This window comes from Enterococcus pallens ATCC BAA-351 (genome assembly GCF_000407485.1).
GTDB classification, from domain to species: Bacteria; Bacillota; Bacilli; order Lactobacillales; family Enterococcaceae; genus Enterococcus_A; species Enterococcus_A pallens.
This window is the reverse complement of sequence record NZ_ASWD01000001.1, coordinates 650,614-665,842: the sequence shown is the minus strand read 5'-3', so window position 1 is coordinate 665,842 and position 15,229 is coordinate 650,614. Positions and strand designations below refer to the sequence as shown.

Sequence of the window (15,229 nt, the reverse complement as noted above, 5' to 3'; positions counted from 1 at the left end):
TGGATGAAAAAAAAGAAAAATGCTACTCAGAAAAGAAATAAATCTGTAAAAACTGCGGTAATTTTGTTTGGTGCAGTTCTGATTACTACCAGTTTGTTGGGTGGAACATTAGCTAAGTACGTTAGTGAGCTAGGCAGTGCAAAGGATGAAGCTCGTGTCGCTAAGTGGGGTATTACTGAGGAAACACAGACACTGGATATGTTCAAAACCGCTTATGACAGTGATGCGGGTACAGCAACGAATACTGTTGAAAGTAAAGACAAGGCAAAAGTAATTGCACCTGGTACAAAGGGAAGTGTGGTACTCAACCCAGCGATTTCTGATCAGAAATTAAATAATGTAGAAGTTGCTTTCAAGGTGAACTATGCCTACGGAGACTTTCTCAGTGATTCTGTCTACGGAAAATATTTAGGCAAGTGGGCCAGCAATGCAGACGGAACGGGATTTGAATGGTGGCCGCTGCGTTTTAAAGTTTATGAATATGACGAAGCTGCAAAAGACTACACCAAAGTGTTATACGATGGCATAAGCACAACGGACTCAGGTGGTGCAACGATAGTTCCTGAAGATGGTGGTGTTCAGGCTGGAAAATTGAACAGTGCGATAAAAGCTGCCGGAGCATCTGATACAATCTATCCCAACGATTCTTTAGATGTTAAAAAAAATAAGCTTGCAAAAATGGGCTTAAAAGTCGAATGGCAGTGGCCATTTGAACGTCCAGAAACTAATTCCGTTGATGCGGTTGATGGCTGGGATACTGTCATTGGTAATCGGGCAGCCGGCTTGAATACAGGTGATGCTGATATGCCGAGATTTGCACTTAGCATGAAGTATACAGCTGTTCAGGTTGACTAGTTTATAGAGAAGCATTTTTTACTGCTTCTCAAAAGATTGTCAGTACTTGGCAATCTTTTGAGAATTTGTAAATAGAAAGAGGGAATTATGAAAGCGAAGCAGAGCTGGGCTAAGTACTTCATAAGTATTGGATTGCTAATATACGGCGTCATAAATCTTAATAGTATGCCAGTCTCAGCAGCTATGGAGGATCAAGTATTTATTCAGGATCAATATGGAGAACGATGGAAACCAGGTGAAATGACTAGTACCAATATTTTCAATACAATCAATGCCCCGGCCGTGAATAGCCCTACTGAGGCAGAGGAGAAATTGATTGCACCAGGTACAAGCGGGGCCTACTCCTTCACAGTTTACAATTCCTCCAGCAAGTCAATCAATTATACATTAATTGGACGCAACGAAAATAAAGATGAAATTCCACTAGATTTTAAGTTGCGGATAGTGGCTGGTCCTTGGATAAAGGGACAAGCGGGAGACTGGAGTTTGTGGAGCGATACTTTTCCTTTAAATTACCAGCGTACACTTGCGCCAGGCAATCATGAAACTATTCAATTAGTATGGCAATGGCCTTTTGAACGGGGAAAGGATCGGGAAGATACCTCTTTTGGTGAACGGGCCTTACACGAAAATCTAAGCTATCAGCTGACACTGAATGTCGTAGCTGAAGAGGATACTTCAGAAAAGAGCTCTAAGGAAGAGAAAACTGCTCAGCCGTCCCCGAAGAAGTGGTTGCAGCTTCCAAAAACCGGTGAATCAATAAAAAGCGCTTATGTAATTGCGGGAATTGTCATACTTACTTTTACGTTATGGAGAATACATAAAGGACGTCGAAGAAAATGCGATTAATTCTTACGATAGGCAATTATCTTTTTACGATTCTTCTATGTATCCTGCTAGGATTTAATTTGTTTAGCCTCTACCAGCGAAGCGTCCATCAGCAGCAATTTCCGATGGCTTTTGGTTTTGGCTATGCCATAGTCGCTTCGGGAAGCATGGAACCAACCTTAGCTTGGGGCGATTTAGTTGTTGTTCATCGCCAAAAAAACTACGAAGTATCCGATATTGTAACGTTCAAGCAAAGTGGCGACGTGCGACCTACGACGCATCGAATTGTTTCAATTGATAAACAGACCATTCTCACTCAAGGAGACGCTAATGATAGCTGGGACGCGCCGATTGCAAAAAATCAAATTTTTGGAAAAGCCGTGCTAACCATTCCTTATGTTGGTTACTTCATACAATTTGTCAGCTCTCCTTTAGGAATACTTAGTTTATTTTGTTTACTGTTCTTAAGCGTCTTTTTATCCAAAAAAACCAATGAGTAAAAATATAGGGAAGTTTGTTTGAATAGGAGGTGTATCTTGAAGAAATTGTTCAATCAGCTTCAAAATTTTCGTACCCATTCAATGATTCCGGTTCGTAAACTGCTTTTTTTTATCTTGTGCATAACTAGCATCACGATTGGTTGGACTAGCGCAAGATACACGACTGATTTGTACGCCTTGTCTGATGAAGCAAGAAGTGCGACATTTTCTTATAAGATTACAAACGAAGTATTTAAAGTAGATAGTCAGGGAAATGAGCTAAGTAAATATAGCAACAGCGTGAATGATTGGGAAACAAAGCCGGCAGTAAATTTCTATGATCTCGATACAGGCAATGGAAACGATCAAGCTGTTCAACAAAAGCTAAAAGTGGTTTTCAATATAAAAATTGACACAGAAACACTGGTAAGATTCAAGCTGAGCCGAACGATTCCAGAAAGATCGTTAGACATTGAGAAAGTAGAATTTGCTGGGGAAGGCATTTCCCCCATTGTGGTTTCTGAGCCTGCTGCGTTGGAGCTTTTGTCATATGAAATCCCGATTTCAAAACAGTCGCAAAACTATGTTTGTACCGTTTTTTTGAGACACGATGGTCAGGCAGAGTATGATTGGACCACTAATCCTGAGACAGGAAGGCCTACTGGTTATCTTGCGGATAAATATATTAACTTAATCACGTCATTTGAGCAGGTTGATTAAGTGAAAGGCAGTGAGACAATGAAGAAAATGCTGTATTTATTTTCGCTACTTTTTTTGGTATTGCTAACGGCTTCTAGTTACACGCTGGCAAAGTATACTGACAAAAGAACGTTTGTCATTGGAGTAAATGATCTTAAGTACAAGGATAAAGAAGCTCCGAAAAGTACCAAAGGCGAAACCTATCAATTAACGAAGGAAGCGCAGGATGATATAAAGGAAGGCGAAGACCCACTATCTCTTACTCCAGAAAAAATAGTTGAAGCTTCCTATGATGGGCAGATTCATCAGCTTTCCTTTGATAGAAAAGGTGTCTATGCGATTCAATTATATAGCGGTACTTCTTTAGACTCAGAGACAAGGGAGATTGAAAATGATCCCTCTTATCTAGCTGCTTATGTAGAAAATCCTGGAAAGCTGCACTATTACTTAGGAAATCAAGGTGTTTCAAAAACACCAAACAATGATTTGGAAGCAGTGAATCAACAAGCTGCTGAGCCTTCGAAGCTTTTTACGACAGACGAAATAAATTCCTTCATGCAAGTAGATGAAAACAGTAGCTCGTTGGATGAAGCAGTACTGACTAAGATTTCGCCAGCGTCTGCTCTGCATGAGCTGCTCTCAGCTTATCAAACAAAAGCAGAAAGGAATTATCAAGGAAGGCTCATTGTCACCTATTTAGGACCTAGCGAGAGTCTTAAGCAGATTGAAGAGCTGAATCAATAGAAATACTTTTGGCAGAAAATGAGATGATGGGTTGTGATTGGAGTGAACCGAACTCAGTTAGATTGTTTTTAAGAGGGAAATTCTTTGGATTTTGAAGCAACAAACGATGATCGCTGTTTCTGATCATCGTTTGTTTTATCCATGAGTATTGAGGCAAAAACTATTTACTAATAACCAACTTAACGCCAAATTGATTAGGCTTTATTTGAGCCTCCCAAAAGAAATTGGAGTATTTGTTTGAAAGTTTGTTTAAAGTATAAAGACCCAATCCGCTGTGACCAGATTTGGTAGAGAAATTTTTTTCAGTAATTTTAGCAGCTTCTGTCTTTTTTGTGAGGGGATTTAGAATCTCTAATTGCCACTGCGCTGCAGTATTTTCCAAGGTGATATATACGTATTTTTCTTTTTCCAGCAGGGTGGCCTCAAAAGCATTGTTCAAAACGATGGAAATGGCACGAACGAAATCAATTTGTGACAAGGGAATAGATTCATCTTGGTCATTAATTTTAAGCTCTAGATAAATACCATGCTGATCACTTTTCTTGATAAAGTCAGAAAAGAGCCCTCGAACTGCTGCATTTTTAATTGCTGCTAACTGAACGAGACGGTATTCCTGTAAGTAATGTTCGGAATCAAGGATCGTCTGCTCTAAAAAATCCTGGGCGCCAGGAAGGTCATTACTATTCATGTATTCTTTTAAAGCCAATAAAATGGAGCGAAAATCATGTCGATATTCACGAGCCAATTCATAGTTGCTTTTTTCTTCTTTCATGGAAAGCTTTAATGCTTCCAAATAAGCAGCTTGCTGATGGTTCTTGTTGCGGATAGTAAAAAACGAGATAACTAATATAGTTATCGAAAATAGCAGCAGGGAGATCAACAAAACGGCAAAATATAGCTTTCTTATATAGGAATAGGTATGAACAGTAACCAAAATAAGAAATAAAAGGAAAATGAAGCTCCCTTGAATCCGATAGGGCCGGGTCATTCCCTTAAGAGAATAGACAATGGTATACTTTTTATCCAGCCGTTTAACCAGATAAGCCAAGCATACTAAAATAAAGGATTGAATAGCAGCCAAAAAGAGAACACCAAAAGGCATACTTAGTTCAATAGAGTGAATGAAATAACTTGGCAAATAAAATGTGACGAGTCGGACAAAGGTTGTCAGAGCATATTGGAATAATAAAACCATCGGCGGAAGCAGCCAATTAGATAAAAAACGTTTCATTAAGAAAAATTCCAATAAATAAATAAAATAGAACAACAAAACAGCTGAGCGATAGTTGATGAAAAAAAGTGCTCCTAGGGACAAACATAATAGCAGAGTAAGACCATAGGAAAATTTTTTTGAGAGAAAACGTGGATGCATAATTGCCCAAATAATAGTTAAGTAGTTCAGCAAATAAATGAACATAGACTCAATCTGTGTCATAAGGTTTTTGCTCCTTTAGAAAGGATTGAACTTTTCTAGCACCCGCGGTTCCAATGTCCAAGGTTAATTGATTTGAGAATTCAATTAGGCCTTCTAAAGGGAAAATTTTTGCTATTTCATTTGTATTCAAAACAAAGGACTTCAAGTTTTTAATAAAGTAGGAACTATTAAGAGCCGCTTTGACTGTTCTTAATTTACCAGGAACTAAGAATTCTCGATCCAAGCAATGGATTGAAAGTAAATTTTTTTGACTGGGCACGGTTGCTATAAAAAGAATCTCCTTTTCAGTGAGAATTAGTTTTTCATTTCCGCGATCTAAAATGAGCTTTTGGATGCTTGAATCCTGCTCTTTTATGCGAATAAGAACTTTTTGAATTAAATTTGTCAATCCTGCAGTAAATAGTTCTGCATTCTTGTTCTTCACAAGATAGCCTAAAGGCAGGATTTGCCGATTGACAATTTCGGTGATTTTATCATCAAAGGAAGTACTAAAGACAATCGAACAGCTTTTGTTTTTCGCCCGTATTTTTTCAGCTAAATCTATTCCAGTAAGGTAATAATTTAAATCGATATCGATGATAAATAAATCAGTATCCTGAATGGTTAATGCTTCAAGTTCAAGAAAAAATTCTCTTTCATTAGTCACTTCAATGAAAGAGAACGGATAAGGACTGATGGCTTTCAGTTGTTCGATTATCCGTTTTCGAAACATAAAGTGATCTTCAATAACAAAGATACGCATAATGGCCCTCCCAGAGCTTTTCGTATCTTCAACATATCATATTTAGTTGTCTGATTAAAAAGAATCGCTCATTTTAGAAAGTTTTTATCCGCTGAACGTTTAAGGAGATGTCTCTATGACCCAAAAAAATTTTGAAAGAATCGCAAAAAAAGAAAACAAGGCAGTCACCAGCTATTATAAGAGGTTGCTGCAAAAGCGCCAATTATTGTTGCGGGAAATATCTGCTACGACTTTTTTATCGAGCTATGCCCAACTGAAAATGATTGAGGAAAAGCTGCAGCTTATTAACTTCGGCATGGTGTATCCTGAATTATTTGATTATCCGGCCTCTGATTCTTTGGTGGATTATTGTGAGAGAGAATACCTTCGCTCTTTTTATGATCAGCGAGATCTTAGCCTATTAAACCATCAGCGAAGTTTATTTTATACCATTTGGCCAGATGTTCCAGCGAAGCTTATTTGGGAAACGAGTTGGGACTTGTTAGTAGCAGACAACAAGGAGCAGCTTCCTTTGTTGAGAAACTATTATCAGTCCTTGCAAAAAGAGGGGGATCGATTGCTAAATTCTATCTCGCCTGAAACCTTCTATTCACGCTTATCGGACATACTAGTTGTTGATGCAAAGTGCAATTTATTGTTTTGGTTTATCAATTACAGCTCTATTGAATTACCTGTTAGAGAAAAGGAAATTGTACATATGGTGGAGCATGACTATCAAAAAACACAGGAAGAACTCTTTCAATCTAGTTCAATGCTGTTCAATTTAGATGCTCTTTCCAGTGAATGGGTGACTATTCATAAGTTTAAGTGAGTAATCTAAAAACAATAAAGTGAATGGACACTATACAATGAAAGTCAGTGTATTAACTCAGCTTTTTATCAAATTCGAAGCTCCATATTATTATTTGGCAGATTCTATTTTTGAAAGCAACTCGATAAGCTGCTATTTCAGAATAGTGTTATTATTTAGTAGCCCTCTGTAAAGAACCCTTTTATAGGAGGTGTTTAAACATTACCGCCGACCGCTAAAGAGCCAGCTTTAACCCCTCAATAAATTTCTTACTGGCCAAGGAGAGCATTCTTTTCTCTTTATAAGCCAATCCAATTTTACGAAAAGCTGGAACGTCTAAATCCTTGATCACCAAATGATACGGAATCCGTTCCAAAATCAGACTGGGCAAAATGCTGATGCCTAATCCTTTTTCTACCATCGCCATAATGGCATAATCGTCCCAAGTAGTGAACTGGACATTGGGTGAAAAATTCATTTTGTGCAGTAAGCGGGTAATGTCTGAATTGCCATCTTTTTCCAACAAGATAAACGGGAGGTCATAGAGATCCTGTAATGAAATTTGTGAAAAATTAGCTAGCGGATGATTTTCCGGTAAAATCACCTTTAGTTCATCCTGTTCAATGTACTGAACCTGTAGATCTGGCAAAGTTGGTAATCGTAGAAAGCCGAAATCCACCCGTCCGTTAACAATCCATTTTTCAATTTCATCGTAATCGCCTAAAAGTAATTCAAATTGAATGTTAGGATAATCCTTTTGGAAATCCCTCATCAATTGTGGCAGCCAGTGAGTGGCTACGCTAGAAAAGGTTCCGATGCGAATGATACCCGTTTGAATACCGCTTAACTCCTCCAAGCGATGCTGGACAGCTTCATATTCTTCATACAATTTTTTGGCTAAAGGGAAAATGTTCAGGCCATCAGAAGTTAGTCGCAGACCTGCGCGATTGCGTTCTAACAAGGTAATGTTCCATTCTTTCTCTAAATCATTAATCATCCGGCTAATGCCAGATTGTGAATAGTTAAGCACGTCAGCAGCTTTAGTAAAGCTTCCTAACTCCACTGTTTTGACAAAGGCGATATATTTTTGAATATTCATATCCATCAGTATCTTACTCCTTCTATCTGAAATCATCATGTTAAAGATGATAAACATTTGTTTTTGTAATGTATGAATTCATGGTAAGCTAACTCTACAGTAAATTCAACCGGAAAGTAGGAGAATGAATGATTCAAGTGAGTGAAATTTATACCGATAGACCAGCGGAGTTAACTAACACTGTACAGGAGCAAGCTTATCAGGCGATGGATGAGTTAATGATTTCCTTCGAACGTGTAGCAACCGATGAAGTAATTACAATGGAGGATTGCCAGCAAATTAATGAGCGGCTGGATATGAATATGGTGAAAACCTTGTTTTTATGCAATCGGCAGCAAACCAATTTTTATCTCTTTGTAACTAGAGGGGATAAACCCTTCCGTTCAAAGGATTTCAGTAAAGCGTTAGAAATCGCTCGTGTGTCCTTTGCATCAGAAGAATTAATGGCCGAAATGCTAGGAACTAAAATTGGGGCAGCTACTGTTTTTAGTACTTTAGTAGATCCAGAGAAAAAAGTGCAGATTGTTTTTGATCAAGACGTGGTCGAAGATCAGTGGTATGGCTGCAGTGATGGAACCACCACCGGATATTTAAAAATAGCGACAAAGGACATCGTTGAAAAACTATTACCTTACAGCAAGCACGATCTGACCATTATTGAGGTCTAGCCGATGGGATTGCATAAAAATCGAATCGTTGTTAAGGTAGGAACGACTTCCTTAACCAATAAAGTTGGTAAAAATAATTTACGATCCTTTGATCAATTTGCCCAGGTTTTAGCGGATATTCAGAATTTAGGCTATGAATTGATTCTGGTTTCCTCAGGAGCCATTGCGATCGGTGCGAACAAACTGCAGCTGGAGGCATTTCCTCAATCGTTACGCATGAAGCAGGCGGCAGCAGCTGTGGGGCAATGTACAATCATGATGCTTTACGACAAATTTTTTCGTGATTATGGCAAACCAGTCGCTCAAATTCTGTTAAATGACGAGGATTTGAAGGTAGACGAAAAGAAAGTAAATTTGACCAACACCTTTGAAAGCCTGCTGGAGATTGGCGTTATTCCGATTGTTAACGAAAATGATTCGATTAACTACACAGAAATTGAATCGGCCGATCAGCTATTTGGTGATAATGATATGCTTTCGGCATTGGTGGCCAGCTTATGTCAGGCTAAAAAGCTGGTGATTTTTTCTGATATTGATGGCTTGTACGAGCAGGATCCACGGATAAATGCTGAGGCACAATTGATTGATCAGGTAAGCAGTATCGACTCAGAGCTTGAGGCTTTGGCAACAGGAGCAGGTTCAAAGCGAGGCAGAGGCGGGATGATAACTAAGCTGCGGGCTGCCAAATATGCCATGGAACGAGGTATTGATACTGTGATAACTAATGGGAATAATCCTCAATCCTTGTATAAGGTGATTAATGATGAAGGAGTCGGCACATTTTTTTCAGGTGAATGCTAGTGAACAAACAGCAAGAAGAAGTATCCATGTATTGGGATGCCTCTTCTTTTTTTAGTTTTGAATCTTTACTAGTTCTGTTGATTAGGAGCAAGGCAATGCGTTAAATGGCAAGTAACCGTTCCTGAATCTCAAATGCTTTGATAGGTTGCTTTGTCTTCTTAAAGACTTAGTAAAAAGTTACTGTACAACTCGGTTATAACAATATCTTTAATTTATATGAAGTGGGGACCGATCAAGATTGATTGTCAGCTCGCATCTCTTATTCAGTAAGTAGCAGAAAATCTGCCTTCTGTTTTAAGCTTAATGATGGATGTTGATTGGATTGAAGCGATCAGAGCGGCTGGTGAAAAAGTCATTGCTCAAGTAGTTAGAACAAAGATGACCGAATTTCGTTCGACAAAGAATAAAACAACCAGCTGTGGACAAAACAATCGTCTATAGCTCTTTTTTTACGGTATTGTCCAATGCTATACTGATTAAAAAAGAGGTTAGGTATGAAATTTTCGAAACGATTCTTCTCTTTATACACGATATTTGTCTTGCAGAATGTCGTTACCCTAAGTGTAAATTTAACCGACAACATGATGATTGGCGCCTATAGTGAAATCGCTTTATCAGGGGTGGCCGCCATTAATCAGGTCCAATTTTTTTACCAGCAAATTTTAAATGCCCTGGGGGAAGGGGTTGTGATGATCAGCAGTCAATATTGGGGAACCGGACGGATTGAACCGATTAAAAAGATCGTAGCAATTGCAATCAAAATTACGATGGGTGCAGCATTCCTGTTGTTTACGGCGGTGTCGTTGTTCCCACAGCAGGTTATGCGGATATTTACGACTTCTCAACCGATCATTGAGCAGGGCATTAATTATTTAATGATCGTTCGCTTTTCCTATTTCTTTTTGGCGATTACCATGATTTTGTTGGCATCTTTACGAAGTGTAGAGATTGTCAAAATAGGGTTTTACTTATCTATCGTGGCGTTTTTATTAAATATTTGCATTAATTATACGCTGATTTTCGGAAAATTTGGGGCACCAGAGTTAGGTGTTCAGGGCGCCGCTATTGGGACCTTAATTGCTCGAATAGTGGAACTGACTTTGCTGCTGCTTTATTTGAAGCTGCGAGACACAACGCTGCGCAGCAAATTTAAGGACTATTTGACCTTCGATTCGGTATTGAGAAAAGATTATTTTCGAGTAGTGGCTCCAATGTCAGTAATTGCGGCACTTTGGGGACTAAGTACAGGGCTGCAAACCTCGATTTTAGGTTACATGAGTTCGGCTGCAATTGCCGCTAACAGTGTGGCTTCTGTTCTTTTTCTTTTAGTGAAGGGTGGAGCTGTTGGCGCAGCTTCAGCGGGAGCGATTATTATTGGAAAAGAAATTGGCTCAGGCAATCTCGACCAAGTCATTGCCTACTCTAAGAAGTTGCAAAAAATGTATTTAGCTATTGGGATTATCGGCGGGATTCTCCTGTTTTTTGTTCGCATTCCGATTTTAGGCTTATATGATTTATCAGCCGAAACCCAGGCGATGGCCAATCAATTTTTGATTATCCTCAGTGTCATCTATGTCGGAATGGGCTATCAGATGCCCACAAGCGAAGGAATTATTCGTGGCGGCGGCAGCCCAATGTTTATCATCAAAATGAATTTAATCAGCAGCTGGCTGATCGTTATTCCGTTATCCTATTTGTTAGCCTTCTATTTCAAAGCTTCACCAGCAGTGGTGGTTTTTGCCCTAAATTCGGACCAGTTGTTCAAATGTGTGCCGGTTTTTTTGAAGGCTAATTTTGGCAAATGGATCTATAAGCTGACTAGGGAAGAGAAGCAATCCGAAGTGCAGAAAATGATATAAAAAGCAGAATCTCAGGGTTCTGCTTTTTTTGAGGAAAAATTGTTAAAACTATCCTTTTCCATTACAAATCTTACGTCTTGTTTCATTTTGATAATGTAAGGAAGGAGGTATTCAATTTTGCAGAGTCTCCCAACGGTGTTTCTATTTTTTAGCTGATTTCTTACTATGGGAAAAAATATCAGGCAGTAGTATAAAAGTCGCTTCATTACATGGATTACATAACAACTATATAGAAAAACTCTTTCTTAAAAATAAATAAAAACTAAAGTGATTTAAAATAAAATTTAATAACTATGCCAATTGCCAGATAAGAATCAGCAGTGAGCTGAGAAAAAATTCTAGTGTTATAGATCTACGAAAATGGAAAAAGTCTAGTTGAAATTACTTGGAAACACAAATTATGAAAAATTAAGCAAAAGATTAAATGTTAGGTGAAAAATGGTGTTTTTAACCTTTTTAAATTTTTAGGTGCCTTTTTATTGTGCGTTTTCTATAATAATTTTAATCGATAAAATTTGAATAGTTGAATTGTGGAATTGGCGAATTGATTTTTAGAAGAAAAGTTCGGAGTAAATATTTTGTGCTCTTGTCTTTTTTTTATGAAAAACAAGAAAAACCTTAACCATTTTTCTCGTTATCACTATTAAAAGAGCTGGTTAATTTAAAACGATTATATATTATAAACGTAAATCATGCAACATCTTTAAAAAAACAATTTTAGGTAAGGCTTTTGATCGTTCTAATTTTGCAGATTTTCCTTTTTAGTGACTAATCTATCGATTTTTGAGAGAATTCGACGGTTTAGAAATCGTCGAATGAGCCGTCAGGAAAGGAGCATTTTATTATGCGAAGAGGAGAAAACATCTATAAAAGAAAAGATGGTCGTTGGGAAGGACGCTATCACAAAGGAAGAAAAATTAACGGAAAAATAAAGTATGGGTACGTTTATGGAAAGACTTTTAAAGAAGTTAGAGCTAAGCTTTATCCACTGAAAGTAAAGTTTCAAGAGATAAATGAAACGCAAGGGGATGCGGCGATGTCGTATTTTGAATGGGGAGTCCATTGGCTGTCAAAAATTAAGCGTGAAGTGAAATTGTCTACCTATGCAGGATATGAATACAAATTGAAGAAATATATCTTTCCTATTATTGGAGAGAGCGCTTTAAATGAGATTACCAGCGACAGATGTCAAGAGGTTTTGGAGTCTTTGGAAGATTTAAAGCTAAGTGTAAGTTCCATTCACCTAATTTATCAGTTATTTACCCGTTGTCTGAAAGCAGCTCAAGCGGAGGGGATACTAATCATCAACCCCTCCCAAAAGCTAAAGCTGCCAAAATTGAAAAAAAAGCGAGTCCACGCCTTAACTAAGAAGGAACAAATGAAATTGGAAAAGGCTGCTAAATCAGCTGGGGAAAAAGGTTTACCAACCTTATTGTCCCTATATACGGGATTGCGGATTGGAGAAATTTCGGCTTTAAAATGGGAGGATATTGATTTAGATACAAGTATTATTCATGTTGAGAATACTATCCAACGTATTCCTGTCACATACGATGCGAATGTAACGAGAATAGTTAAAGGCGGCTCTAAGTCAGAGAATGGCGTACGTTCGATTCCAATTGGTAAAAAAATTAAGGAATTGTTGTTGGAACATAGAGATCGGTCAACTAGTGAGTATGTTTTTTCCGTAAAAAATAAACCCTGTGAACCAAGATTATTAACCTACTATTTTCATAAAATACGTAAAGTGTCTCAGCTAACCCATATCCATTTCCACCAGTTGAGACATTCTTTTGCAACAAGATGTTTAGAATTAAAGGCCGATATTCCATCAGTAAGTGCTATGTTAGGTCATTCCACTGCCAAAACGACGTTAGATTTTTATGCAGATGCTCTGCTGGAGCAACGAATCAATGTGATAAACATGTTAGAAACTAAATTAGGCTAAAAGTTTACTTACAAAAAATAAGTTATAGCTCAACTCTTGTTTCTATTTACACAATAATGAAAGCGTTACCAAAAATCTTCGTGCGGGAAGTAAATTATTTAAGCCGTCGTAAATCGTCAGGCAGTCTTAAAAGAGTTGTCTTTATAGGATTTATGAGTGGTTTCTTTTTTTTCATAAAATCTAGAAAACATGAGAGAAGATAAGTGTAGCAAAAATATAAAAATAAGCATTTTTTTTGCTTGCCCATTTTCCAACTGGGTATTTCCGTTACCACTGAAAGAGAGATTTAAATAGGTTCAACCAAACAGTACGTTAGAGAGAAAGGGCTAGGTAAGGCAATGAGAAGAATTTTGATTTTAACAAAAAACATTTTGTCAGAAATAAGCTTTCAGGAGAAGCTGCAAAAGTTGAATTTTGAAGTGTATTGCTCTTCTTATTTACTAAATCGTTTGTTGCTAAATGGTGACATTAAAGAAAGTGTGAAGGATTTTGATTTAATTATTGTTAGTGAGTTGGTAGCAGACAGTGAACTCGTTCAGTTTTCTCAACGATTATCAACCTTAAAATTGCCTATTTTCCGAAAGACGGATAGTCCGTTACTTATGGAAGAGGAAAATTATTTAAGTCGTTTAAATTTAGAAGGTTATATTCAGGAATCGATGAATAAGGAAGCACTGAGGGAATTAATCAATAGTGTCTCGATTAAAGAAACGGTGCCTAATAATAAATATACTTTGCCTTTAACCGGAGAACAAAAGATAACTATTGCTAATTTACCTTTATCCAATATGGAAAAAGAATTTCTGAGAACACTATACGATAAAGAAGGTGGTTATCTTTCTAGAGAAGAGGCTTCAGAAACTATTTGGGGAAAATGTGATCGTTCGACACTAAGCAGACTTTCAATGATGAAAAAAAGTATCGAAAATAAATTAAGTCGAACCAATTTACCTATGCCGCTCTTTACAACAGTTTGGGGAAAAGGATACCAAACTAAAGAAGATTTTTTCAAGTATCTTGCAAATTAACTTTCAATACATTATACAGCTAAACGTTAATACGGAGTGATTAGAAAAAACGGGGTGTTTGTGGGTGTACTTAAAAAAAGAAAGAGAACTTCTAGATATAGAAGAAAGTGTTGGAAGGATTTACCAAAAAGAGGCTGATATTAAGCAAGTAATATTAAAGGAACAATTTAGTTATCAGCTAATTAAGCGAGGTATAGATATTATTGGAAGTATTCTAGGCCTTTTAGTGTTTTTACCGATCATGTTAGTCATTTTTTTTGCTATTAAGGTTGAAGATGGGGGTAGTGTCTTTTTTGCTCAGGTTCGTGTGGGAAAAGGTGGAAAGAGATTTTTGATGTATAAGATTCGTTCTATGTGCATGGATGCTGAGAAACGAATGGAGGAAGTGCAGGAAAAAAATGAAATTCAGGGACCTATGTTCAAAATGAAAAATGATCCTCGGATTACAAAGGTAGGAAAATTTATTCGTAAGTCTTCATTAGATGAATTGCCGCAGTTGCTTAATGTACTGTTAGGCAACATGAGTTTGGTTGGGCCGCGCCCACCATTACCAAGAGAAGTTGCTGATTATGACGCGTATGAGATGCAACGCTTGTTTGTAAAGCCGGGTTGTTCAGGGTTATGGCAAATCAGCGGACGAAGCGATTTGCATTTTAGCGACATGGTTAAATTAGATCTGCAATACATTGAAAACAGATCCCTTCGTTTGGATTTCAAAATTATTTTGAAAACTTTTTTAGTCTTCTTCAGCTCAAATGGAGCCTATTAATGATGGAAAAGGAGTTTTAGTTTATGAAGGTTTGCTTTATTGCTTCTTCGGGGGGCCATTTTCAGCAGCTAATGATGCTGGAACCGCTAATGAATCAATACGAAAGTTTTTTAGTAACGGAAAAAACACACTATTTATCGAATTGCAAAGGGCATGAGATTTACTATGTTCCGCAAATTCAGCGTAAAGAAAGAGCCTGGATGTTGCTTTTCGTAGTCATTTTTTTTAAATCACTATTCATTTTCATGAAGCAACATCCGGATGTAATTATCAGTACGGGAGTATTAGCAACACTGCCAATGTGCTTTTTGGGAAAGCTGTTTGGCAAAAAAATTATCTTTATTGAATCCTTTGCCAAGTCGGAGGGACCGACATTAACTGGACGAGTAATGGTAAAAATCGCAGATAAGGTGTATGTCCAATGGCAATCCATGCTGTATTTTTACCAAGATGCAATTTGTTTAGGTTCAATCTATTAAAAAGGA

General features: G+C 37.5%; 16 protein-coding genes. 13 read left to right on the top strand and 3 right to left on the bottom strand.

The features are described 5' to 3' along the window. Positions 1 to 3 precede the first annotated feature (3 nt). The 5 genes from I588_RS03210 (at position 4) to I588_RS03190 (ending at position 3,605) form a co-directional block, all read left to right on the top strand. Positions 4 to 855 carry a hypothetical protein gene (locus tag I588_RS03210; protein WP_010757509.1) on the top strand — a complete coding sequence of 284 codons (852 nt, stop codon included), beginning with the start codon at positions 4 to 6 and terminating at the stop codon, positions 853 to 855. An 87-nt stretch (positions 856 to 942) separates the two neighbouring features. After that, entirely contained in the window at positions 943 to 1,704 is a 762-nt protein-coding gene (locus tag I588_RS03205) for an LPXTG cell wall anchor domain-containing protein (protein WP_010757508.1), read from the top strand. Further along, a complete protein-coding gene (locus I588_RS03200; RefSeq protein ID WP_010757507.1) occupies positions 1,695 to 2,183 on the top strand; it encodes a signal peptidase I in 489 nt (162 codons plus the stop codon). Before I588_RS03205 ends, I588_RS03200 begins: the two co-directional genes overlap by 10 nt. 36 nt (positions 2,184 to 2,219) lie before the next feature. After that, positions 2,220 to 2,882, top strand: coding sequence for a hypothetical protein (locus I588_RS03195; RefSeq protein WP_010757506.1), 663 nt, complete (start codon positions 2,220 to 2,222; stop codon positions 2,880 to 2,882). Then, positions 2,883 to 3,605, top strand: a complete 723-nt coding sequence (locus tag I588_RS03190) for a hypothetical protein (protein ID WP_010757505.1) — start codon at positions 2,883 to 2,885, stop codon at positions 3,603 to 3,605. It abuts the gene before it with no gap. 160 nt (positions 3,606 to 3,765) lie between these two features. On the opposite strand, the gene I588_RS03185 is transcribed toward I588_RS03190, so the two are convergent. Further along, complete coding sequence (locus I588_RS03185) at positions 3,766 to 5,040, bottom strand: sensor histidine kinase (RefSeq protein ID WP_010757504.1); 1,275 nt, start codon at positions 5,038 to 5,040, stop codon at positions 3,766 to 3,768. After that, complete coding sequence (locus tag I588_RS03180) at positions 5,027 to 5,782, bottom strand: LytR/AlgR family response regulator transcription factor (protein ID WP_010757503.1); 756 nt, start codon at positions 5,780 to 5,782, stop codon at positions 5,027 to 5,029. Before I588_RS03180 ends, I588_RS03185 begins: the two co-directional genes overlap by 14 nt. Positions 5,783 to 5,897: 115 nt before the next feature. On the opposite strand from I588_RS03180, the gene I588_RS03175 reads away from it, so the two are divergent. Further along, positions 5,898 to 6,593, top strand: coding sequence for a DUF7006 family protein (locus I588_RS03175; RefSeq protein WP_010757502.1), 696 nt, complete (start codon positions 5,898 to 5,900; stop codon positions 6,591 to 6,593). Positions 6,594 to 6,807: 214 nt separating this feature from the next. On the opposite strand, the gene I588_RS03170 is transcribed toward I588_RS03175, so the two are convergent. Next, positions 6,808 to 7,677 carry a LysR family transcriptional regulator gene (locus I588_RS03170; RefSeq protein WP_010757501.1) on the bottom strand — a complete coding sequence of 290 codons (870 nt, stop codon included), beginning with the start codon at positions 7,675 to 7,677 and terminating at the stop codon, positions 6,808 to 6,810. A gap of 122 nt (positions 7,678 to 7,799) precedes the next feature. Between I588_RS03170 and I588_RS03165 the strand changes: the two genes are divergently transcribed. From I588_RS03165 to pssD, 7 genes are all read left to right on the top strand, one after another. Then, entirely contained in the window at positions 7,800 to 8,339 is a 540-nt protein-coding gene (locus I588_RS03165; RefSeq protein ID WP_010757500.1) for a prolyl-tRNA synthetase associated domain-containing protein, read from the top strand. A 3-nt stretch (positions 8,340 to 8,342) separates the two neighbouring features. Further along, positions 8,343 to 9,140: a glutamate 5-kinase gene (gene proB, locus I588_RS03160; RefSeq protein ID WP_010757499.1), complete on the top strand. Its 798-nt coding sequence runs from the start codon at positions 8,343 to 8,345 to the stop codon at positions 9,138 to 9,140. A gap of 494 nt (positions 9,141 to 9,634) precedes the next feature. Then, positions 9,635 to 10,999, top strand: coding sequence for an MATE family efflux transporter (locus I588_RS03155; protein WP_010757498.1), 1,365 nt, complete (start codon positions 9,635 to 9,637; stop codon positions 10,997 to 10,999). Between the two features lie 844 nt (positions 11,000 to 11,843). Then, positions 11,844 to 12,947 (top strand): tyrosine-type recombinase/integrase, encoded by a 1,104-nt coding sequence (locus tag I588_RS03150; protein ID WP_010757497.1) that lies wholly within the window; start codon positions 11,844 to 11,846, stop codon positions 12,945 to 12,947. A gap of 407 nt (positions 12,948 to 13,354) precedes the next feature. Continuing rightward, complete coding sequence (locus tag I588_RS03145; protein ID WP_162141121.1) at positions 13,355 to 13,975, top strand: helix-turn-helix domain-containing protein; 621 nt, start codon at positions 13,355 to 13,357, stop codon at positions 13,973 to 13,975. Between the two features lie 64 nt (positions 13,976 to 14,039). Then, complete coding sequence (locus tag I588_RS03140; protein ID WP_010757495.1) at positions 14,040 to 14,744, top strand: sugar transferase; 705 nt, start codon at positions 14,040 to 14,042, stop codon at positions 14,742 to 14,744. Positions 14,745 to 14,767: 23 nt separating this feature from the next. Beyond that, positions 14,768 to 15,223 (top strand): PssD/Cps14F family polysaccharide biosynthesis glycosyltransferase, encoded by a 456-nt coding sequence (pssD, locus tag I588_RS03135; protein WP_010757494.1) that lies wholly within the window; start codon positions 14,768 to 14,770, stop codon positions 15,221 to 15,223. Positions 15,224 to 15,229 lie beyond the last annotated feature (6 nt).